General features: G+C 72.5%; 18 protein-coding genes. 9 read left to right on the top strand and 9 right to left on the bottom strand.

Annotation, left to right across the window (positions count from 1 at the left end):
* Positions 1 to 71 precede the first annotated feature (71 nt).
* A complete protein-coding gene (locus tag OG776_RS23520; protein ID WP_148008984.1) occupies positions 72 to 1,070 on the bottom strand; it encodes a WD40 repeat domain-containing protein in 999 nt (332 codons plus the stop codon).
* 143 nt (positions 1,071 to 1,213) lie between these two features.
* On the opposite strand from OG776_RS23520, the gene OG776_RS23515 reads away from it, so the two are divergent.
* Positions 1,214 to 1,897: an SGNH/GDSL hydrolase family protein gene (locus OG776_RS23515; protein ID WP_148008985.1), complete on the top strand. Its 684-nt coding sequence runs from the start codon at positions 1,214 to 1,216 to the stop codon at positions 1,895 to 1,897.
* 45 nt (positions 1,898 to 1,942) lie between these two features.
* The gene (locus tag OG776_RS23510; RefSeq protein WP_148008986.1) at positions 1,943 to 2,935 is read left to right on the top strand and encodes an aldo/keto reductase; all 993 of its coding nucleotides are present in this window, start codon (positions 1,943 to 1,945) and stop codon (positions 2,933 to 2,935) included.
* 471 nt (positions 2,936 to 3,406) lie between these two features.
* Here OG776_RS23510 and thpR read toward each other — a convergent pair whose 3' ends face one another.
* The 3 genes from thpR to OG776_RS23495 all read right to left on the bottom strand — a co-directional run bounded on the left by thpR (position 3,407) and on the right by OG776_RS23495 (position 6,062).
* Positions 3,407 to 3,979, bottom strand: coding sequence for an RNA 2',3'-cyclic phosphodiesterase (thpR, locus tag OG776_RS23505; protein WP_148008987.1), 573 nt, complete (start codon positions 3,977 to 3,979; stop codon positions 3,407 to 3,409).
* A gap of 37 nt (positions 3,980 to 4,016) precedes the next feature.
* On the bottom strand, positions 4,017 to 5,282 hold the full coding sequence (locus OG776_RS23500; RefSeq protein ID WP_148008988.1) for an MFS transporter: 1,266 nt from the start codon (positions 5,280 to 5,282) through the stop codon (positions 4,017 to 4,019).
* Positions 5,283 to 5,624: 342 nt separating this feature from the next.
* Complete coding sequence (locus OG776_RS23495; protein ID WP_148008989.1) at positions 5,625 to 6,062, bottom strand: MarR family winged helix-turn-helix transcriptional regulator; 438 nt, start codon at positions 6,060 to 6,062, stop codon at positions 5,625 to 5,627.
* A gap of 143 nt (positions 6,063 to 6,205) precedes the next feature.
* On the opposite strand from OG776_RS23495, the gene OG776_RS23490 reads away from it, so the two are divergent.
* Positions 6,206 to 6,388 (top strand): ribbon-helix-helix protein, CopG family, encoded by a 183-nt coding sequence (locus OG776_RS23490; RefSeq protein WP_148008990.1) that lies wholly within the window; start codon positions 6,206 to 6,208, stop codon positions 6,386 to 6,388.
* A gap of 52 nt (positions 6,389 to 6,440) precedes the next feature.
* Here the strand turns inward: OG776_RS23490 and OG776_RS23485 are convergent, their stop codons facing one another.
* Positions 6,441 to 7,892 carry an NCS2 family permease gene (locus OG776_RS23485; protein WP_148008991.1) on the bottom strand — a complete coding sequence of 484 codons (1,452 nt, stop codon included), beginning with the start codon at positions 7,890 to 7,892 and terminating at the stop codon, positions 6,441 to 6,443.
* Between the two features lie 239 nt (positions 7,893 to 8,131).
* Between OG776_RS23485 and OG776_RS23480 the strand changes: the two genes are divergently transcribed.
* Together OG776_RS23480 and OG776_RS23475 are read left to right on the top strand one after the other, a co-directional pair.
* Complete coding sequence (locus OG776_RS23480; RefSeq protein WP_148008992.1) at positions 8,132 to 8,410, top strand: DUF2530 domain-containing protein; 279 nt, start codon at positions 8,132 to 8,134, stop codon at positions 8,408 to 8,410.
* 155 nt (positions 8,411 to 8,565) lie between these two features.
* A complete protein-coding gene (locus OG776_RS23475) occupies positions 8,566 to 10,965 on the top strand; it encodes an HAD-IC family P-type ATPase (protein WP_148008993.1) in 2,400 nt (799 codons plus the stop codon).
* A gap of 60 nt (positions 10,966 to 11,025) precedes the next feature.
* Here the strand turns inward: OG776_RS23475 and OG776_RS23470 are convergent, their stop codons facing one another.
* From OG776_RS23470 to OG776_RS23455, 4 genes are all read right to left on the bottom strand, one after another.
* A complete protein-coding gene (locus tag OG776_RS23470; RefSeq protein ID WP_148008994.1) occupies positions 11,026 to 11,958 on the bottom strand; it encodes a hypothetical protein in 933 nt (310 codons plus the stop codon).
* A 258-nt stretch (positions 11,959 to 12,216) separates the two neighbouring features.
* Positions 12,217 to 12,996: a DUF5707 domain-containing protein gene (locus OG776_RS23465; protein WP_148008995.1), complete on the bottom strand. Its 780-nt coding sequence runs from the start codon at positions 12,994 to 12,996 to the stop codon at positions 12,217 to 12,219.
* 236 nt (positions 12,997 to 13,232) lie between these two features.
* On the bottom strand, positions 13,233 to 16,406 hold the full coding sequence (locus tag OG776_RS23460) for a sacsin N-terminal ATP-binding-like domain-containing protein (protein WP_329322494.1): 3,174 nt from the start codon (positions 16,404 to 16,406) through the stop codon (positions 13,233 to 13,235).
* 483 nt (positions 16,407 to 16,889) lie between these two features.
* A complete protein-coding gene (locus OG776_RS23455; protein ID WP_148008996.1) occupies positions 16,890 to 17,816 on the bottom strand; it encodes a DUF3027 domain-containing protein in 927 nt (308 codons plus the stop codon).
* Positions 17,817 to 18,295: 479 nt separating this feature from the next.
* Between OG776_RS23455 and OG776_RS23450 the strand changes: the two genes are divergently transcribed.
* Genes OG776_RS23450 through OG776_RS23435 form a run of 4 tightly spaced genes read left to right on the top strand, consistent with a single transcriptional unit; the run spans position 18,296 to position 21,888 of the window.
* A complete protein-coding gene (locus OG776_RS23450; protein WP_187285594.1) occupies positions 18,296 to 19,720 on the top strand; it encodes an MFS transporter in 1,425 nt (474 codons plus the stop codon).
* Between the two features lie 59 nt (positions 19,721 to 19,779).
* Positions 19,780 to 20,265 carry a DUF2771 domain-containing protein gene (locus OG776_RS23445; protein WP_148008998.1) on the top strand — a complete coding sequence of 162 codons (486 nt, stop codon included), beginning with the start codon at positions 19,780 to 19,782 and terminating at the stop codon, positions 20,263 to 20,265.
* A gap of 26 nt (positions 20,266 to 20,291) precedes the next feature.
* Positions 20,292 to 20,999 carry a futalosine hydrolase gene (locus OG776_RS23440; RefSeq protein ID WP_148008999.1) on the top strand — a complete coding sequence of 236 codons (708 nt, stop codon included), beginning with the start codon at positions 20,292 to 20,294 and terminating at the stop codon, positions 20,997 to 20,999.
* The gene (locus OG776_RS23435; RefSeq protein ID WP_148009000.1) at positions 20,989 to 21,888 is read left to right on the top strand and encodes a 1,4-dihydroxy-6-naphthoate synthase; all 900 of its coding nucleotides are present in this window, start codon (positions 20,989 to 20,991) and stop codon (positions 21,886 to 21,888) included. The genes OG776_RS23440 and OG776_RS23435 overlap by 11 nt, the downstream gene beginning before the upstream one ends.
* Positions 21,889 to 21,898: the final 10 nt, after the last annotated feature.

The following is a 21,898-nucleotide window of genomic DNA, read 5'->3' as shown; positions in this document are numbered from 1 at the left end:
GGAAGGACGGCCCCGGCGGCCGTCGCCCGGCCCGACGGCCGAACGGGCCCCGGGCTCCCGGCCCGGCCGTCCTAGGACCTGCGCAGCAGCCGCCGTACCCCGAGGACCACCACCAGCACCGCGCCGACCGCCAGCGCTCCCTTGGCCCCGGTGCCCAGGCCCGCCCCGCCGTCACCGCTTGCGGACGCCGAACCGCCGCTCTCCGAGGGCGACTTGGAGCCCGAGCCGCCCCCGGGAACCGAACCGGGCTGCACGGGGCTGTCCTTGCCCTCGCTCCCGTACATCAGCTGGGACCCGCCGGGCGTGTACGTGACGGACTCGCCCTGGCCCTGCAGCGGGACGTTCAGCCGCCCCTGCCGCCTGGGCTTCCCGTCGTTCCAGGAGTACGCGATCCCGCCGAAGTACCCGCGCAGCGCGAGCTGCCGGCCGTCGGGCGAGAAGGCGCCGTCGGTGACCCAGAGGTCGATCGTGGCGACCGGGCGGAAGACGTTCGTACCGGAGGAGGAGAGGTGGGCGGGGCCCTCGTACAGGTGGCCGCCGTCCTCGTTCTTGTCGGCGATGTAGACCCGTCCGGTCTTCGGATGCACCATCAGCGCCTCGGCGTTGCGCGGCCCGTCGGAGTACTTCACGACGTACTGGGTGGCCCGGATCGTCTGGTCCTCGAGCACCTTCGGCTCGGGCAGCTTGTAGATCCACACGTGGTTCCAGGTGCCGCCGAGGTTGTCTCCGATGTCGCCGACGTAGAGGTCGCCGTCCGGTCCCAGGGAGATGGCCTCGACGTCGCGGGGGGCGCCGACCCCGCTCATCGTGACGGTGGCGACGGTCTCGCCGGTCCTGCTGTCGACGGCGTAGAGGTACGGGCCGTCGTCGCTGTCGTTGTGCGTCCAGTAGATGCCGGGGTGCAGACGCGAGGCGACGAGCCCGCTGGACTCGGTGATCCGGGGGTCCTTGATGGTGAATCCGTCGTCCCCGCTGTCGGCGACGGCCGGCGCCGACAGCGCGACGACGAGGGCGGCTCCGGCGGCCAGTCGGGCGGCGGCTCCGGCGAGGTACGAGGACGATCGGCGCATGGCCCAAGCCTGCCATCTCGAACGGACTTTCAGATCGATCTTCCGCGCCGACCTTCCGGTGCCCGCCGCCCGCCCCGCGGGGCGTGTCCAGGCTCACACCCCCGGCGCTGATGCCCCCGACACCGATCGTCCATGATGAGCGGATGCTCAGGTTCATGTCCGTCGGTGACTCCCAGACGATCGGGAGCGCGGGGGAACACACGTGGCGATACCGGATGTGGCAGCACCTGCGCACCACGTACGGGGGCCCGTTCGGGATCGTCGGCCCGCGCGAGACGCTGTACGACAAGGCCACGGACTCCCCCGACTCGTACGCGTACGCGGAGCCCGACTTCCCGCGGGCCCATCTGGCCGGCTGGGGCGAGGGCTGGATCCACATGGTCCCGCTGATCCAGGAGGCGGTCCGCTCGCACCGCGCCGACGTGCTCCTGGTCTCCCTCGGTCTGATCGACCTGGGCTTCTACACGAACGCGGAGCAGACGGCCGGGAACGTCCGTGCCTTCGTCGCCGAGGCCCGGGCGGCGAACCCACGGATCCGGATGGCCGTCCTGCCGGTGACCCCGAACGTCCGCGCGCGGTCCGACCCGCCCTTCGCCGCCGCGGTGGACTCCTTCAACGACCTTCTCGCGAAGGCGGTCGCCGACCTCGGCGAACCCCGCTCCCCCCTGCTGCTCGTCTCCCCGCCTCCCGGATACGACATCCACACCGACACCTACGACGGCACCCACCCGAACGAGAGGGGCGAGCACCGGATCGCGGAGGCCTTCGCGGAGGCCATGCACCAGGCGTGGGGACTCGGGGGGCCGTACGCCGCCGCGCGCGCCTGACCCGCTCTTGCCTAGAGCGCACTCCACGCCGTTGGGTGGGGAGTCATGAAGTACACGCAGCTCGGACGCACGGGACTCAAGGTCAGCCGGCTCGTCCTCGGCACCATGAACTTCGGTCCGCAGACCGACGAGGCCGACAGTCACGCGATCATGGACGCGGCACTGGCCTCAGGGATCAACTACTTCGACACCGCGAACGTGTACGGCTGGGGCGAGAACAAGGGCCGTACCGAAGAGATCATCGGAAACTGGTTCGCGCAGGGCGGCGACCGGCGCGACAAGGTCGTGCTCGCCACCAAGGTCTACGGCAACATGGCCGCCGACGGCGACGCCTGGCCCAACCACGACAAGCTCTCCGCGGTCAACATCCGGCGGGCGGTCGACGCCAGCCTGAAGCGGCTCCGGACCGACTACATCGACGTCTACCAGTTCCACCACGTGGACCGCAGCACGCCCTTCGAGGAGATCTGGCAGGCGATCGACGTCCTGGTCCAGCAGGGCAAGATCCTCTACGCCGGGTCCAGCAACTTCCCCGGTTACAAGATCGCCCAGGCCAACGAGATCGCCGCCCGCCGCGGCGGCACCATCGGCCTGGTCAGCGAGCAGTGCCTCTACAACCTGGCCGAACGGCGCGCGGAGATGGAGGTCATCCCGGCCGCGCAGGAGTACGGCCTCGGGGTCATCCCCTGGTCGCCGCTGCACGGCGGACTGCTCGGCGGGGTCATCAGGAAGGAGGCGCAGGGCGGACGCAGGGCGGGCGGACGCGCCGCCGACTCCCTGGCCGACACCGCCATCCGTGCGCAGATCCAGGCCTACGAGGACCTGCTCGACAAGCACGGGATCGAACCCGGCGAGGCGGCACTGGCCTGGCTGCTGACCCGGCCCGGCGTCACCGGTCCGATCGTCGGCCCGCGCACCGCCGAGCAGCTCGACTCCGCCCTGCGCGCCGTCGAGCTGGAACTGTCGCAGGAGCTGCTGTCCGCGCTGGACGAGATCTTCCCGGGCCCGGGACCCTCGCCCGAGGCCTTCGCCTGGTAGCACAGCCGAAGGGCGTCGTCGGGGGTGCGGGAACCGCGCGGCCGTCCCACGGGACCGGCATCGGCGGTTCCCGCGCCGCCCGCGTCCCCGCGGCTCCTCCGAAGGCCGCGACGGGGCTTCCGGCGGGCTCCGGCGCCCTCCCGGCGAGGCCCCCGACGCTCCCGGCCGCGCGCGGTCTCCGCGCGCAGTCTCCGCGGGGGGGGTCTCCGCGGGGGGTCTCCGCAGCGGGGGCGCGCCGACAGCTCACCGTGGGCGCGCCCGGCGTCCCCGGTCACCGGCTGTCCCCGGTCACCGGCTGTCTCCGCGTGCCGGCTGTCCCGGCGTGCGGGCCGTCCCCGGGTACGGGCCGTCTACTTGACCGCCGCCGCCAGCGCCACCACGACGAACATCAGCACGAGCACACCGGCCATGATTTGGTTTCGGGTCTTGGGATTCACGCCCCCGAGGTTATCCGGCCGTCCCCGGCGCGCTTCAGCCGCCCGCCCCGGCCAGCGGCCACCGCTCCACCGTCTCGTAGCGCGGCTGCTCCCCGGGCACCCCCGACCTCGGCAGATTGCTGCGTACGAGACACAGCTCGCCCGCCGTCCAGGGTCGCCCGGCGAAGGTGTCCAGGGCGGTGACGTACGGCCCGAAGTCCATGGAGTGCCGGCTGCGGGCCACCGTCAGATGCGGGCGGTAGCGGCGGTGCTCCTCCATCGGGACGCCCGCCCGGCGCGCCGCCGCCTCCGCCCGGTCGGCGAGCAGCCGCAGGGTGGTGACGTCTCCCGACACACCGGCCCACAGCGCCCGCCCGCCGAAGTGGCCGCCGCCCCCCAGGGCGAGCGGCACCGGGGGCGTACGGCCGGCGGCCCGGGCCAGCCGCTCGGCGAGCGGGCCGGTGAGCCCCTCCTCGACCTCGCCGTAGAAGGCGAGCGTGAAGTGCCACCCCGGCCGGCCCGTCCACCGCAGGCCGTCGGCGCCCGGCAGCCGGTGCAACAGGTCCACCGCCGCGCCGAGTTCCCGTACCGCTTCCCCGGGTGGCAGCACCGCCGCGAAGAGTCTCATGGCACCACTCTCCCAGGGCCGGGGGCCGCGGTGCCGGTCAGACGGCGGTCGCCAGCCGTTCCTTGGGCACGAAACGCACCCGGGGATGACCGCCGTACCAGCCCACCGACAGCCGGAGCCCGCCGACCCGCGCCAGGACCAGGCCGACGCCCGTCGCCGCGGCGGCCGAGACCAGGCCGCCGAGGGCGAAGCCGACGCGCGGACCGTAGGCGTCGGTCACCCAGCCGACCAGCGGCGCCCCGAGCGGCGTACCGCCGACGAAGACCATCATGAACAGCGCCATGACCCGGCCGCGCATGACGGGGTCCGTGGACATCTGCACCGCGGTGTTCGCCGTGACGTTGACCGTCAGGCCGAACACCCCGATCGGGACCATGAGCAGCGAGAAGAGCCACAGCGACGGCACCACCGCCGCCACCGTCTCCAGCAGGCCGAAGGCCAGCGCCGCCGCGATCAGCACACGCAGCCGGGCCGTGCCGCGGCGGGCGGCGAGCAGCGCTCCGGCCACCGAGCCCACCGCCATCAGCGTGTTGAAGAGGCTGTAGGCGCCGGCGCCCGCGTCGAAGACGTCGTCCGCGTAGGCGGAGAGCCAGACCGGGAAGTTGAAGCCGAAGGTCCCGATGAAACCGACCAGGACGATCGGCCAGACCAGGTCGGGACGGCCGGCGACATAGCGCAGGCCCTCGCGGAGCTGCCCCTTGCCACGGGGTGCCCGCTCGACCATGTGCAGCTCGCGGCCGCGCATCATCAGCAGACCGGCGAGCGGCGCCACGAAGGACAGTCCGTTGAACAGGAACGCCCAGCCGGTGCCCACGCCGGTGATCATCACACCCGCGACCGCGGGGCCGACGAGCCGGGCGGACTGGAAGTTGGCCGAGTTGAGGCTGACCGCGTTCTGCAGCTGGCCGGGGCCGACCATCTCGGAGACGAAGGACTGGCGGGCCGGGTTGTCGACGACCGTCGCGAGTCCGACCGCGAAGGCCGCCAGGTAGACGTGCCAGACCTGGACGTGGCCGGAGAGGGTCAGGAAGGCGAGCGCGAGACCGGTGAGACCCATGGCCGTCTGGGTCGCCAGCAGGGTGGGGCGCTTGGGGAGCCGGTCCACCAGGACGCCGCCGTACAGCCCGAAGAGCAGCATCGGCAGGAACTGCAGCGCGGTGGTGATGCCCACCGCGGCGGAGGAGCCGGTGAGGCTCAGCACCAGCCAGTCCTGGGCGATGCGCTGCATCCAGGTGCCGGTGTTGGAGACGACCTGTCCCAGGAAGAACAGCCGGTAGTTCCGGATCTTCAGGGAACTGAACATCGAGGACGACGGGTTCGCCGGGGCCGCCGGACGCGCGGTGGGCGGTACGGCCCGCGGGGAGGCCACCGCGGCCGAGGGGGGCGAGGGGGGCGATGCCGGAGGGGTCGCCGCCGAGGAGGGCGGGACCGCGGGGTCCGGCGCCGAGGGGGTGCGGGAAGGGGAGGTGCGGGACGGGCGGGCGGCACCGTCGGGGGCGGGCGGGGAGTCGTGGGTGGCAGGTGCGGGGGCGGAGTCTGCTCCGGGTCCCGTACTCAAAAGGGCTCGCCTCCTTGGGGGCACGGACGGCGGTGTCCGGGGTGAGGGCGCGCCGAGCGGACGTCGGTCGGCACGCCGGGCGGGGCATCAGATCTGCGCGAGCTTCTCCAGGACGGGAGCGGCTTCGCGGAGCTTCGCCCACTCCTCCTCGTCCAGGCCCTCGACCAGGCCGGCCAGCCACGCGTTCCGCCTGCGGCGGCTCTCCTCGAGCATCGCCTCGGCCTTGTCGGTCTGCGTGACCACCTTCTGTCGGCGGTCCTCGGGGTGAGGCTCCAGCCTGACCAGGCCCTTGGCCTCCAGCAGCGCGACGATGCGGGTCATCGAGGGCGGCTGCACATGCTCCTTGCGGGCGAGTTCACCCGGTGTGGCGGAGCCACAGCGGGCCAGGGTGCCGAGCACCGACATCTCGGTGGGGCTCAGCGACTCGTCGACCCGCTGGTGCTTGAGTCGACGCGACAGCCGCATCACTGCGGAGCGCAGGGCGTTCACGGCGGCGGCGTCGTCGCCATGGGTGAGGTCAGGCATGTATTTAGCTTAACTCATTACTCTCGCTAAAGAGCATCGGGGTGCCCGTGACACGGGCCACTGAACCCTCACGTCACTCGTACGAGTGAGTTCGCTGCGGAAAGTGACCCATCGCGCGCCGCGGTCCGGCGACCCTCGACTCCATGGGGACCAGTGTGCTCAGCCTGCGGATAGACGGGGAGCTGCTCGACCGGCTCCGAGACCATGCCGCCAAACGCGGAATGAGCGTCCAGGACTATGTCGTCCGGACGCTCATTCGCGATGACTTCGACGAGCGGTTCCAGACCGCCGTCGACGAGACGGAGAAGTTCTACGGGGTCACGTGAGCCCGGGAGACTCCCGGCGCCCCCGCGGGACGGGGGCGCGTGACCCCGCCCGTCAGGTGAGACCGAGGGCCGGCATCAGGTAGTAGAAGGCGAAGACCGCCGACACCACGTACATCGCGACCGGGACGTCCCGGCCCCGGCCGGCCGCGAGGCGCAGCACCACGAAGGTGATGAAGCCCATGCCGATGCCGTTCGTGATCGAGTAGGTGAACGGCATCATCACCATCGTCACGAAGGCCGGGATCGCGATCGTGTGGTCGGCCCAGTCGATCTCGCGGACCGAGCCGGACAGGATCAGGAAGCCGACCGCGAGCAGCGCGGGGGTCGCGGCCTGGGACGGGACCATCGTGGCGACGGGGGTCAGGAAGAGCGCCACGGCGAAGAGCGCGCCGGTGACGACGTTCGCGAAGCCGGTGCGCGCGCCCTCGCCGACGCCCGCCGTGGACTCCACGAAGCAGGTGGTGGCCGAGGACGAGCTGGCGCCGCCCGCCGCGACCGCGATGCCGTCGACGAAGAGGACCTTGTTGATGCCGGGCATGTTGCCCTGCGCGTCGGTCAGCTTGGCCTCGTCGCTGACGCCCATGATCGTGCCCATCGCGTCGAAGAAGCACGACAGCAGCACGGTGAAGACGAAGAGGATGCCGGTCAGCACGCCGACCTTGCCGAACCCGCCGAAGAGGCTGACCTTGCCGACAAGGCCGAAGTCCGGGGTGGCGACCGGGTTGCCCGGCCACTTCGGGGTGGTCAGACCCCAGGACGGGATCTTGGCGACGGCGTTGACGATCACCGCGAGGACCGTCATGGTGACGATCGAGATGAGGATCGCGCCCGGCACCTTGCGCACGATCAGCGCGAGGGTCAGCAGCGCGCCGAGGACGAAGACCAGCACCGGCCAGCCGTTGAGGTGACCGTCGGCGCCGAGCTGCAGGGGCACCGTGGTCTGGGCGACGTCCGGGATGCGGGAGACGAAGCCCGAGTCGACCAGACCGATCAGCATGATGAACAGGCCGATACCGATCGAGATGCCCTTGCGCAGCCCCAGCGGGACGGCGTTCATGACGCGCTCGCGCAGCCCGGTGGCGACCAGCAGCATCACGATGAGGCCGGCCAGCACGACCATACCCATGGCGTCCGGCCAGGACATCCGCGGGGCGAGCTGGAGCGCGACGACCGTGTTCACCCCGAGGCCGGCCGCGAGCGCGATCGGCACGTTGCCGATGACACCCATGAGGAGCGTCGTGAAGGCGGCGGTCAGAGCGGTCGCGGTGACCAGCTGACCGTTGTCCAGGTGGTGCCCGTACATGTCCTTCGCGCTGCCCAGGATGATCGGGTTCAGCACGATGATGTAGGCCATCGCGAAGAAGGTGGCGAAACCGCCGCGGATCTCGCGCGGAAGGCTGGAGCCGCGTTCGGAGATCTTGAAGTAGCGGTCGAGGGCGCTCCGCGCGGGCCGGGACTCCGGCTCCTGCGGGGCGGGGGCCTTGGTGGCGGCCGAGGTGGACATGCGGGTCCTCATGCGTGCGGGGGGACGGGGAACGTGATCGAGTCCGGCCGGCGGTGGCTCTCCCCCCAGGATTCCCCGGGTCCTGTTGGAGCTTCCTACGAATACAACTGGCCAGACTCGAACCGTTTCAGTATGAACATATGAACAAGAAATCGCTATCTCCGCGCGTAGACCCCGGGGACGTCACGGGAACACGGGTGCGAGCGCACACCGGCCGGCGGCCCTCGTAAGCTGTGCCCATGGCGAAGTGGACCCCCAAGCACGAGGCGCCGGAGCCCCTGGAGGGCCCCGTCGTCGCCACCATCACGGGCGGCACGATCCTCTGGTTCGTCCTCTTCCTGGTGCAGCTGCCGTTCTACGGCTGGTACGACGACCACGGGCACACCTGGTGGCTGTGGACCTGTCTGGCCGGCGCGGGCCTCGGACTCATCGGCATCTGGTACGTCCGCGGGCGGGCCGCGGCCATCAAGCGGGCCGCGGCGGCAAGCACCGCGCCCTCGTCGACCACCGTGGAATAACCCGGTCCACCGGCGCCCCCCGGCCCCCGGTCTCCGCCTCACGGCCGCCCGCCTCCCACCAGGGCACCACAACCCGCCGCCCTCCCGTCCTCCTCTGGTCGGATCTTCGGCCGCTCGGCAGGTGAAGCCCCCTTTCCGCACGTACCGTCGAATGCATGACGCACATCGACGCGGGCGCGGAACTGGATCCTGTGCACCCCGTGCCGCTCCCCGCCGCCGGACGGGCCAGGGGGCTCTCCGCCGCCGAGGTGGCCGAAAGGGTCGCGCGCGGCGAGGTGAACGACGTCCCGGTGCGCAGCAGCCGCTCGCTCGGCGAGATCGTCCGCGCGAACGTCTTCACCCGGTTCAACGCGATCATCGGTGTGCTCTGGCTGATCATGCTGTCCGTGGCCCCGTTCCAGGACAGCCTGTTCGGATACGTGATCCTCGCCAACACCGGGATCGGCATCATCCAGGAGTGGCGGGCCAAGAAGACCCTGGACTCGCTGGCGGTGATCGGCGAGGCGAAGCCCACGGTGCGCAGGGACGGGGTCGCGGCCGAGGTCAGCACGTCGGCGATCGTGCTCGGTGACGTGATCGAGATCGGCCCCGGGGACAAGATCGTCGTCGACGGCGCCTGTGTGGAGGCCGACGGTCTGGAGATCGACGAGTCGCTGCTCACCGGTGAGGCCGACCCGGTGGTCAAACGTCCCGGCGACGAGGTGATGTCGGGCAGCTTCGTGGTCGCGGGCGGCGGCGCCTTCACGGCGACCAAGGTGGGCCGGGAGGCGTACGCGGCGCAGCTCGCCGAGGAGGCGTCGCGGTTCACGCTCGTCCACTCCGAACTGCGCAGCGGTATCTCCACGATCCTCAAGTACGTGACCTGGATGATGATCCCGACCGCTATCGGTCTGGTCGTCAGCCAGCTCGTGGTCAAGGAGCACGGTTTCAAGGACTCCGTCGCGCGGACGGTCGGCGGGATCGTGCCGATGGTCCCCGAGGGGCTGGTGCTGCTCACCTCCGTCGCGTTCGCGATCGGTGTCATCCGGCTCGGCCGGAAACAGTGCCTCGTACAGGAACTTCCGGCCATCGAGGGCCTCGCCCGCATCGACACCGTCTGCCTCGACAAGACCGGCACCCTCACCGAGGGCGGCATGGACGTCACCGAGCTGCGGCCGCTGTCGGGCGCCGACGAGTCGTACGTACGCACGGTCCTGGGCGCGCTCGGCGAGTCCGACCCGCGGCCGAACCCGTCCCTCCAGGCGATCATCGCCGCCTACCCGGACAGCGAGGACTGGCGCTGCGTCGAGTCGCTGCCGTTCTCCTCGGCCCGCAAGTACAGCGGGGCGACCTTCAGCGAGGGCGACGGCGAGTCCAGTACATGGCTGCTCGGCGCCCCCGACGTGCTGCTGCCCGCCGGGCACCCGGCGCTCGCCGAGACCGAGCGGCTGAACGAGGAGGGGCTGCGGGTCCTGCTCCTCGTCCGCGCCACCCGGGACCTCGACGATCCCGAGGTGCGGAAGGGCGCCCGGCCGGCCGCGCTGGTCGTGCTGGAGCAGCGGCTGCGCCCGGACGCGGCGGACACCCTGCGCTACTTCGCCGAGCAGGACGTCAAGGCGAAGGTCATCTCCGGCGACAACGCGGTCTCGGTGGGCGCGGTGGCCGGGAAACTCGGGCTGAGCGGCGAGGTCGTGGACGCGCGCCGGCTTCCCGACGAGCGGGAGGAGATGGCGAAGTCGCTGGACAAGGGCACGGTGTTCGGGCGGGTCACCCCGCAGCAGAAGCGCGACATGGTGGGCGCGCTGCAGTCGCGCGGCCACACGGTGGCGATGACGGGCGACGGGGTGAACGACGTCCTGGCCCTCAAGGACGCGGACATCGGGGTCTCCATGGGGTCGGGCTCGGAGGCGACCCGGGCGGTCGCCCAGATCGTGCTGCTCAACAACAGTTTCTCGACGCTGCCCTCGGTGGTGGCGGAGGGCCGCCGGGTCATCGGCAACATCACCCGGGTCGCGACCCTGTTCCTGGTGAAGACCGTCTACTCGGTGCTGCTGGCGGTGCTGGTGGTGTGCTGGCGGGTCGAGTACCCCTTCCTGCCGCGGCACCTGACCCTGCTGTCCACCCTGACGATCGGCATCCCGGCGTTCTTCCTCGCGCTCGCCCCCAACACGGAGCGGGCGCGGCCGCACTTCGTACGGCGGGTCATGCGCTACTCGATCCCCGGCGGTGTCGTCGCCGGGGTCGCCACCTTCGTGACGTATCTGGTCGCCCGTCACCACTACACCGGACCGGGCGAGTTGGACGCGGAGACCAGTGCCGCGACGCTGACCCTGTTCCTGATCTCGATGTGGGTGCTGGCGGTCATCGCCCGGCCGTACACCTGGTGGCGGGTCGCCCTGGTGGCGTCGATGGGGCTGGCGTTCCTCGTCGTGCTGATCGTGCCGTGGCTCCAGCACTTCTTCGCCCTGAAGCTGGTCGGCGCGCAGATGCCGTGGATCGCGGTGGGGGTCGCCGCGGTGGCGGGGGTCTGTCTGGAACTGCTGTGGAAGTGGGTGGACCGCCGCGTTCCGGCGTGAACGGCGCGGTCCCCGCACCCCTGGCGGGGATGCGGGGACCGGAGAGGTGCCGCGGGTCGGCTACTTCACGTCCACGAAGTCACCGGTGGCCTTGACGGCCGGGGTGGTCGAGGTGCCGGCGAAGCTGTACCGGTAGTAGCCGTCGACCGACGCCGTGGTGGTGGTCTTCAGGTTGCCGGTGCCGTCCGTCTTCACCGTCTTGACGGTGGTGTACGTGCTGCTGTTCTTCTTGCGGAACTGCAGCTGCACCGACTGGCCGGTGTAGCCCGCGTACTTGTTCGTCTCCCAGTTGGCGCGGGACAGCTTGCCCGTGACCGTGACGGTCTTGCCCTTCTTCACCGGCTCCGGGGCGGCGTTGACCGTCAGCTTGGAGTAGCGCTGCACGTTCGGGGAGGTGAACCCGCCCTGGTCGGCGATGCCGACCTTGCTGATGTCGAAGGTGGGGCTGTCCGGGTTCTGGCCGTTGTACGCGATGGCGAGGCCGGCGGCCTTCCAGGCGCCCGCGTCCGAGTTGATGAGGTCGCCCTCGGCCGGATAGACGTCGATGTTGCCCTTGCAGGAGGCGGTGGTCGACGACGTGGCGGTGCACTTGGCCGGGTCGACGCCGAAGAGCATGTTGTCCGGGTCGGTGAAGGAGCCCTTGTAGAGGTACGGGCCCGTCAGGAAGTCGGCCGCGGTGATCTTGACCTCGGTGCCGTGGGTCAGGGTGTAGGTGACCGGGACGGCGACGTGGTTGGTGATGCCGACCGCGAAGGCCTTGCCGCCGTTCACCTTGACGTTGGAGAAGCTGACGTTGAGGGCGTACGGCTCGTCGTCGGCGGCGGTGGCGGCCCTGAACGCGCCCTTCCCGGACGCCGAGTGCGCGGCCTTCAGGACCTTGGCGACGTCGGCGCGGTAGGACGAGCTGGAGTCGGCGGCGTGCGCGGCCGGCACGACGAACGCGGAGAGGGCCAGGGCGCCGGTAGCGGCGGCCACAGTGGCTCGAATGCGCATGCGATCCCCAAGTGGAGAAAGGGGCCCCGGTGGTGAGTGCTCGTTCCTCACGGCTCGTCGTCACTCGGGGCCCAAGTGAGGTGGAGTCTTGTGACTCGGAAGATCAGATGAGTGACGGAGGTGAATGGTTGTACGAGTGGTGAACTTTTTGTGTACGCGTGACCAAGACCGCGGCCCGTGGCGGGCCGGGAGAACCCGGACCGCCGCGGGCCGCCGGAGCGTTCCGCTCCCCGCCGCGGACCGCGGCGGACCGCTCGGCTACTGCACGTCGACCGAGTCACCCGTGGCGTTGACGGCCGGGGTGGTCGTGGTGCCCGCGAAGGAGTAGCGGTAGGCGCCGTCGACGGACGCCGTGACCGTCGTCTTCAGCGCGCCGCCGGTCGTCGTCGTGACCGTCTTGACCGTGGTGTAGGCGGTGGCGCCCTTCTTCTTGAACTGCAGCTTCACCGGCTGGCCGGTGTAGCCCGGGTACTTGCCGGTCTGCCAGCTCGCGCGGGTCAGGGCACCGGTGACCGTGATGGTCTTGCCCTTCTTCACCGGCTCCGGGGCGGCGTTGACCGTCAGCTTGGAGGAACGCTGGATGGAGAAGCTCTTGACGTTCTCCCGCTGGACGTAGTCGTTGTCCTTGCCCTGGGCGATCGCCCAGACCTTCCAGGTGCCCGCGTGCGCGTCCAGCAGGTCGGTGTTCGCCTGGACGGTGAAGGTCTCCTTGCAGTTCGACGTCGTGCTGCTGACCGCGGTGCAGGAGGCCTTCTGGCCCTCGTTCGGCACGGCGCCGTTGTCGGAGTCGTCGATGTTCGCCCCGTGGTACAGCACGGCGAGCGCCATCTTGATGCCGGAGTTGTCGGTGGCCGTGAAGGTGACCGTGAAGGTCTTCTTCGTGGTCGTGCCGAGGACGATCGCCTTGCCGCCGTTGACGACGACGTTGGAGATCTTGGTGTCACCGTGGGTGACGTCGGCCGCCTGGGCGGCCGGGACGGCGAGAGCGGAGAGTGCCAGGGCGCCGGAGACGGCGGCCACGATGGCGCGAGTGCGCATGCGATCCCCAAGTGGAGATGGGGGCCCCGGTGGTGAGTGCTCGTTGCGCACGGCTCGTCTTCCCCGAGGCCCGAATGATCGTGGAGTCTGTTGACTCGGATGATCAGATCCGCGCGGGGAACGAATGGTTGTACGCGTGGTGAATCCTTTGCGTGCACATGACGGAGATCGCCCCGCGACTCCGCCGGAGGGGACACGGACGACCCGCGCACCCTCCGGCGGACACCGCTGCCGCCTCAGTCGAACCAGCGGTCCCGGGCCAGTTCCTCCGTGCGGGACGGGTCCTCCAGCAGGGCCCCGACCTCGAAGCGGCGCGGCCACTGCCCGGCCGCCCAGGCGAGTCCCGCCGCCACGCCCTCCAGGGTGGCGGCGTGCAGCACCCCGTCCCGCGTGCGGCGCCAGTCCAGTTCGGTGCCGTCGACGACGAGTTCCTCGTGCTCGACGTACGAGGCGGGGGTCGAGGGGCCCAGCAGGACGCGTACCGACTCCGGTACGTCGTGCTCGACGCCCTCGGAGGTCACCTCGCCGGTCACCGACTCGCTGAGACGCCGCACCTGGAACAGGTCGGCGAGGTCGGCGGCACGGGACGGGCGGACCGGGAGCAGGGGCATACCGCCGGTGAACGGCAGCAGATCGGGCGAGTCGACGACCACGGCGTCGGCCGCGTCCACGACGGCGACCCGTCCGTCCAGCACGGCCCGCAGCTCGTCCGGCAGCGTCACGCGATCGGGCTCCAGGTCGGCCAGCGCGCCGTACAGGGCGTGCAGTTGGGCGCCGGAGACCTCGCGGCCGGGGTCGGCGAGCCGTTCGAGGAGCTCGGCGGCGCCGCCGGGCTCGTCCAGCAGGGCCGCGACGGAGGTGCGGACGCCGAGCGCCCGCAGCACCTGCTCGTCGTCGAAGCCGGTCGCGTCGGCCTCGTCGTAGAGCCCGCGCAGGAGCGGGTCACCGCCCGCGGCGAGCAGCCCGGCCGGCCGGCGCCCGTCCAGCACCGGGTGGCCGCGCAGCCACCAGGCGGAGTACGGGCGGACGATCTCGTGCGTGCCGTCCGGGAGCAGGACGCGCACCGGCTGGATCAGCGCGTCGCGCAGCGGCGGCCGGGACAGCAGCGCGAGCGCCTGCGGCCACCGCTCGTCGTCCACCAGGTCGAGGTCCCGTACGGCGACGATCTCGGTGGCCACGGGCGGCACCGGGGTCTCGGGCAGCCGGTCGAGGACGTCCTCGCACCACACGTCCACCGCGTCCAGCAGCCCCGCGTCGTCGGGTTCGGCGAAGTCGGAGTCCCGGGGCTCCAGTTCGTCCGGATCGAGGACCACGTCGGTGGCGCGCACCAGGGTGAAACCGGCCAGCACACCACAGGCGGCCAGCGGCTGCTCACCCCAGCGTTCGGCCAGCTCCTGCTCCACGAAAGCGAGTTCACCTTCCCGCATGACCTGGGCGAACGGGCTGCCGGGCAGCACCAGTTCACCGGCGGGAGCGAGTTCGCCCTCCTCGTCGGGCAGGGCGAGGGCGCCGAGCCAGGGCTCGTCGCCCGGTTCGAGCGCGGCGTCGCGGACCAGCGCGAGGACCAGCTCCGCCACCTCCTCGGCGTCCGGTGCCTCCTCGTCCCAGCCGGACCCCTCGTCGTCGAGCGAGGCGGCGACGGCCGCGCGCACCTGCGGCGTGGTGAGGACCGCGCGGGGGGTGGCCGGGAGCGCGCCCAGCTTCTCCAGGAGCGGGTGCGCGGCGTCCGGGTGCGCGACCTTCAGGCCCAGCCGGGCGAGGGTCTCGGGGGCGGCGGCCCGCAGGTCGTCGGAGCCGGGCAGCAGGATCTGCCGGGGTCCGACCGTCGTCCGGCCGTCGGCGAGCGGCACGGGCAGCCCGGAGAGCCGGTCCGGGTCGACCCCGGCGAGGCTGTCGTACAACCGCCACCACCAGCCCGGGTCCTTCTCCAGTCCGGCCAGCCGGTCCACGGCCTCCGCGAGCGGGACGCGGGCGACACCCAGCGTCCGCAGCTCCACCCGGCGCTCCAGGCCGGCGGGCAGCAGGCTGGGCAGCACCTCGGCGAGCACCCGGACGGTGTCGGCACCCGCGCCCTCGACGACCTCGGCGTCACGGGGCCGCAGGGCCGCCGGGTGCTCCGCCACGCTGCTCTCGGGCCAGTCGGTGACGGTGTCCGCGCCGGCGTTCTCCGGCGGGATCGCGGGCGGCAGGAACGCGGTGCGTGGCAGCCGGTCGAGGATCGCGCGGCGCAGCACACCGTCCAGCTCGCCCTTGCCGAGCGGGCCCGGCACCAGGTCGATGATGCCGGGGTCCACCGGCGCCCAGGCGGCCAGCAGTTCCGCGTACGCGTCCGCCGCGCGCTCCACCAGGAAGTCGGTGAGGGGGCCCGGGGCGGCGTGCCGGCGGCTGGTGTCGAGCGGCAGGGACGCGATGAGCAGGGCGGGGACGCCGAGGGGCTCGTCGCTGGGGGTGGGCGCGTGCACGACCGGGCTGGTGCGGGGGCGGGCCGGGGTGCCGTCGGTGTCGACCGGGACGGCCCAGGTCACCGACCAGTGCGGACGCAGGCGCTCCTCGACCGGGCGGTCGGCGAGGAGGGCGGGGTCCAGGGGGCCGTGGTGGGAGACGGTGCGCCAGCGGGTGGTGCCGTCCCGGGAGTCCTCCAGGGTGACGCCGTACTCCTCGTCCTTGCGGCGCAGGGTCCGTACGTCGCCGCCCGCGCCGCCGTCACCGATCTCGACGACCACTTCCTCCAGGCCGGGCAGGGCGAGCAGGAGCGCGTCGTCGAGTCCGCGCAGCAGACGCTCGGCGAGATCCTCGGCGGCGGTGTCCCGCAGCGGGAGGATGACGGCAGTGTCGTACGGGTCCGGGGCGGTGCCCTCGGCCGCGAACGGCAGGCGCAGCAGTGGCACATGGCCGTCGCGGCGGCGGATCTCGTCGCCCAGGCCCGGGCTGTGGCGGGCGGTGTCGGCGGCCAGTTCGCGGGCCTCGGCAAGGGACCAGCGGATACCGCCGTGCCGGCCGACCACGGCGGGCTCGTCGGTGACCGCGACGACCGCGGCGAAGCCGACGCCGAAGCGGCCGACGGCGGTGTCGTGCGCGTCGCGCTTCGCGGAGGCACGGAGGGTGGACAGCGACTCGACGCCGGCCGCGTCGAGGGGGGCACCGGTGTTGGCGGCGACCAGGACCCCGTCGCGGAGGGTCAGCCGGAGGCGGCCGGGGACATGCGCGCGGGCGGCCGCGTCGGCGGCGTTCTGGGCGAGCTCGACGAGGAGGCGGTCGCGGTAGCCGCCGAGGACGAGGTCCTCCTCGGCGTTGGCGTCCTCGCGGAACCGGGCCGGGCTGGTGGCCCAGGCGTCCAGCACGCCGCGGCGCAGACGGGCCGTTCCGAACGGGTCCGCGCCCTCGGGTGCCGGTTGCACGAACTTGCTCACGGTTCACTCTCCCTCTCGCTTCGCGCGACCGCGAGCGCTGGGCTCGGTCGCGGGCACGAAGGTACCGTGCGGGGCCCTGCGGGGCGTCGGCAGGAACCGGGGGGTGGGGGGCGGGCGGGTTGCGTTCGGTGCGGGGCCCTGCGGGACGTCGGCAGGAACGGGGGGTGCGGGCGGGCGGGTGCGTTCGGTGCGGCGCGGTGGGGGCTGGGCGCGCAGTTCCCCGCGCCCCCCTGCGGGGCGCCCAGCGGAACGTGCGACGTGAGCAGGTACCGAGACCTTGGCGGGACCGGGGCCCGTGCATGCGGTGCCGGGCCGTGGGGGCCGGGCGCGCAGTTCCCCGCGCCCCCTGCGGGGCGCCCAGCGGGACGGCGTGAGTGTGTGGTCGGGGCGGTGGTCTTCAGCCCGTCCGGCGTTTGAGGACGAGGCCGTTCGGGCCGAAGCGGGGGTCCGGGGGCGGCAGCCCCCGGCGACGGGGCGCCGGGGTTACGAGTGGCCCAGTTCCGACGAGGGTTCGTCGGGGGTGACCGGGACCGAGCCGGAATCCGGGGCGGGGCGGAGCGGGAAGGGGTCGACCCGGGTCTCGTCGACGACCGGCGCCGCCGGCCGCGGTGGCGTCGGCATGACCGCCGCCTCGGAGTGCCCCCCGCACCCGTACGAGAGCGCCACGACCCGCCCGTCCGCCGGCGAGAACTCATTCGCACAGACCCCGAACGCCTGTCCGAGCGAGCCCCCGATCGGACTCAGGAAGCCACAGCTGACGCACGACGCGGGCGCCGCCTGCGCCATCGCCGTCTTGGGCCCGTAGGACTCCTCCCACCGGTCGGCCGCGACATGCAGCCCGTACCGGGAGAGCACCCGCGCCCGGCGCAGCCCGAGCTCCTCCGCCACCGCGGCGATCGAACCGCGGCGCGGCGCGAGCGGCAGGTTCGCGGGACTGCCCGCCGTCACCTCCGCGTCCTCCGCCTCGACCAGCTCGGCCATGTCCTGCGAGACCGCGGAGTTCGGCGCGGGCTCGTCCTCGCCGGAGAAACCGGGTTCGAGCCGCAGGTCCTCGGCGTCCGTCGGCAGCAGGTCGCCAGGACCCATGTCACCGGGCCGCAGCCGCTCGCTCCACGGCACCCACTCGGGCGCGAGCAGGGCGTCCGCGCCGGGCAGCAGCACCGTCTCGTCCAGGGTCACGATCTTCGCCCGGGAGGCACGGGCGACCGTCACCGCCCAGCGCCAGCCCCGGTAGCCGAACTCCTTGCACTCGAAGAAGTGCGTGACGACACGGTCCCCCTCGGAGACCAGCCCGACATGTTCACCGACGACGCCGGGGGCGGCCGCCTCCTCGGCGGCGGCGCGCGCGAGGTCGACGGCCTCGGCGCACAGACGGTCGGGGGTGCGGCTTCGCGTGGTCGCTGCGCTCACAGGTATCGCTTCTCTCCTACGCCGTCTCACGGGTGCGCCCTTCCTCGGCGGCGGTGCGGACGGAGCGGACCGGTGGGCCGCGTCGACGTCCGCGCCCGATCGCACTCGGGCGCACCTACGCCATCCATTCTGCGGGATGGCCGAGAGGCGCGCGGCCGAGAACAACCGCCGCAGGCGCGTTACGCACGCTACCTTCTCCTGAGCCCTGCGCCCACACCGGCGGGGCGCTTCCGCACTCCGCGCCGGTCCTCGCGGTCGTTCGGAGACGGCGTTTTCCCACCGTCCGCCCCTTTCCCGGCCGCCGCACCGGCCGACTTCCCGGCCACCCGGAACAGGCCCCACCGCACCGCTCCCGGCCGGCCGGGAGCACACGGGCCCCCCTTCCCCACGGCCCACCCCGCCCACCCGCACCGCCCCACTCGGCCCCTATACGCGCGGTAACCGCACTACCCACGCCGTTCTCGGGGCACTATTGCGGAGTGGCAGCCGCGAGGTCGTCCCACGGAGCCGCCGGAATCGGCGGGACCAAGGGGAACATCCGAAGTGGCGGACCGGGCCGGATGAGCGGGTCCGTCCGCGCGGTCGGCCGTGCCCTGCACTTCCCGTTCACCGGCACGGCCCGTGGAATCCGCAAGGCGACCCACGCGCACGGGGCGGGCGAGTCCGGCCTCGGCAAACTGATCGAGCTGCACGCGGTCAACGGCGCCGGCGACGTCATGATCACCATCGCGCTCGCCTCCACCGTCTTCTTCTCCGTGCCCACCGACGAGGCCCGTGGCCGCGTCGCCCTCTACCTCGCCATCACCATGGCGCCCTTCACCCTCCTCGCCCCGGTGATCGGCCCGCTCCTGGACCGCCTGCCGCACGGGCGCCGCGCCGCCATGGCCGGCGCGATGCTCGCCCGGGCCCTGCTCGCGCTGCTGCTGTCGGGCGCGGTCGTCAGCGGCAGCCTGGAGCTGTACCCCGCCGCCCTCGGCGTGCTGGTCGCCTCCAAGGCGTACGGGGTGGTGCGCAGCGCCGTCGTGCCCCGGCTGCTGCCGCCCGGATTCTCCCTGGTCAAGGCCAATTCGCGGGTCACCCTCGGCGGGCTCCTCGCCACCGGCGTCGCCGCGCCCGTCGGAGCGGGGCTGCAGGCCCTCGGGCCGCGCTGGCCGCTCTACGGCGCCTTCGCGATCTTCGTCGCGGGGACGTTCCTGTCGTTCACCCTGCCGCCGAAGGTCGACTCCGCCAAGGGCGAGGACCGGGCGCTGCTCGCCGCGGACGAGGAGCACGTGCGCCGCCCCCGGGGGGAGAAGACACCCCGTCCCGGACTGCGCACCGTCGGGACGGCGGTCACCCACGCCCTCGCCGCCAACGCGGCCCTGCGCTGCCTCTCCGGCTTCCTGATCTTCTTCCTCGCCTTCCTGCTGCGCGAGCACCCGCTCACCGGCGAGAGCGCGGCCGTCTCGCTCGGGATCGTGGGGGTGTCGGCCGGCGCCGGCAACGCGCTCGGCACCGCGGTCGGGGCCTGGCTGAAATCCCGCGCCCCCGAGATCATCGTCGTGACCGTCGTGGCGTGCGTGCTGGGCGTCGCGATCACCGCCGCCGTCTTCTTCGGGGCCGTCCTGGTCGCCTGCCTCACGGCGGTCGCCGGGTTCTCGCAGGCGCTCGCCAAACTGTCCCTGGACGCCATGATCCAGCGCGACGTGCCGGAACTCGTGCGGACCTCCGCCTTCGCCCGCTCCGAGACACTGCTGCAGGTGGCCTGGGTGTTCGGCGGCGCGATCGGCATCGTGCTGCCCCTCAACGGCACGCTGGGCCTGTCGGTGGCGGCCGCGATCGTCGCCGTCGGATGGCTCACCACCGTCCGGGGGCTGATCGGCGCGGCCCGGCACGGAGGCACGGCGCGGCCACGCGTGGCATGACTACGGCACGCCGTACCCCACGTGGGGGGAGCGGTGGGCGTGCCCGATAGCCTTCGGCCATGACCTCCCTGCCCCGCGGCAGAGCCGCCAATGGACATCACCGTCGCGCCGTTGCCGCTCTCGGCGCCGTTTCCGCCGGACTTCTCGTCCTGTCCGCCTGTGACAAGCCGACGCCGCTGGCCACGATCACGGTCGGCAAGAGCTCGGTGAGCTCCGAGACCGACTGCTACAACGACGGCAATGCGGTGAGCAGCGCGAAGCTCGCCCAGTGCCTCAAGTCCAAGGACATCAAGTCCATCAAGGTCGACCCCGACGACACCGTGCGGTTCGGCGTGGACCCGAAGATCGCGGACAACGGCTGGACGATCCTGATGAACGGTCAGCCGCTGACCGACGCCAGCAAGAAGACGTACCGGACGATCCCGGGAAGCGTGTTCTTCAACGCCCAGTACGGAGCCAGCGGCAACTCGACGCTCGTCTCCATCAAGGAGGGCGACAAGACGGTGACCGGACTGTGGTCGTTCAAGCTCAAGAAGGACGCCTGATCGCTGCCGCTGGGCCGAAGGTGCTGGTGGCCACCGCCGTCCCGGCCGAACGGGACGCGGTGGCCGGGGCGTTCGCGGGCCCGCACCAGGAGGTGCGGCTCCCGGGCGTGACCCTCCACCGCCGCTCCCCCGCCGCCGGGCCGGTCCTCGATCTGCTGGCCGCCGGTGTCGGCCCCGCGCTCGCCGCCGCCTCCGTCGCCGCCGCGCTCACCGCCGGCGCCCTCGCGGGAGCCCCCTACGACCTGGTCGTCTCCACCGGGATCGGCGGCGGTTTCGCGCCGGACGCGCCCGTCGGCTCCCTCGTCGTCGCCGACGAGATCACCGCCGCGGATCTGGGCGCCGAGACCCCGGACGGGTTCCTCCCGGTGACGGACCTCGGCTTCGGGACCGTCACCCACCGTCCGCCGGCCGCACTCGTCAGGGAGTTCGCGGCGGCCACCGGCGCGCGCACCGGGACCGTACTGACCGTGTCCACCGTGACCGGCACCGCCGGACGCGCCGCCGCGCTGCGCGCCCGCCACCCCGGCGCCCTCGCCGAGGCCATGGAGGGCTTCGGCGTGGCCGAGGCCGCCGCCGCCCACGGCGTGCCCGTCCTGGAACTGCGCGCGGTGTCGAACGCCGTCGGCCCGCGCGACCGCGCCGCCTGGCGCATCGGCGAGGCTCTCGCGGCCCTCACCGAGGGTTTCGGGAAGCTCGCGCCCGTCCTGGAGAGTTGGAACCCACATGAGCCCTGAGAAGCTGCCCGAGTCCCTGCGGATCGCGTACTCGCCCTGCCCGAACGACACCTTCGTCTTCGACGCCTGGGCGCACGGCCGTGTCCCCGGCGCGCCCACCCTCGACGTGACCTTCGCGGACATCGACATCACCAACGGCATGGCCGAGCGCGGCGAGTTCGACGTACTGAAGGTGTCGTACGCGGTGCTGCCGTACGTCCTCGACGAGTACGCGCTGCTGCCCTGCGGCGGCGCGCTGGGCCGGGGCTGCGGCCCGCTGGTGCTCACCCGGGAGCCTGCGGACGGGGAGGCCGCGCGGTCCGGGCGGGACGCGGGGCCGGGAAGCCTCACGGGCCGCACGGTCGCGGTGCCGAGCGAGCGCTCGACGGCGTACCTGCTCTTCCGGCTGTGGGCGGCGGACCTGGTTCCGGGCGGTGTGGGCGAGATCGTCGTGATGCCGTTCCACGAAATCATGCCCGCCGTACGGGACGGGAAGGTGGACGCCGGACTCGTCATCCACGAAGCCCGTTTCACGTACCAGAACTACGGGCTGCACAAGCTCGCCGACCTGGGCGAGTACTGGGAGCTGACGACCGGGCTGCCCATCCCGCTCGGCGCCATCATCGCCAGACGGTCGCTGGGACACGAGCGCCTCGAGGGCCTCGCCGCCGCGGCCCGCACCTCGGTCCGTGCCGCCTGGGACGACCCCGAGGCCTCCCGCCCCTACGTCCTCGCCCACGCCCAGGAGATGGACCCCGCCGTCGCCGACCAGCACATCGGCCTGTACGTCAACGAGTTCACCGCCGACCTCGGCGAGGACGGCTACGCGGCGGTCCGCGGCCTGCTCACGCGTGCCGCGGCCGAGGGACTGGTACCGCCCCTCGGCCCGGACGCGCTGAACTTCCCCTGACCGGGGCCCC

The organism is Streptomyces sp. NBC_01689 (assembly GCF_036250675.1).
Lineage (GTDB): Bacteria > Actinomycetota > Actinomycetes > Streptomycetales > Streptomycetaceae > Streptomyces.
The sequence above is the reverse complement of the archived record's forward strand: the minus strand, read 5'-3'. Positions and strand labels throughout refer to the sequence as shown.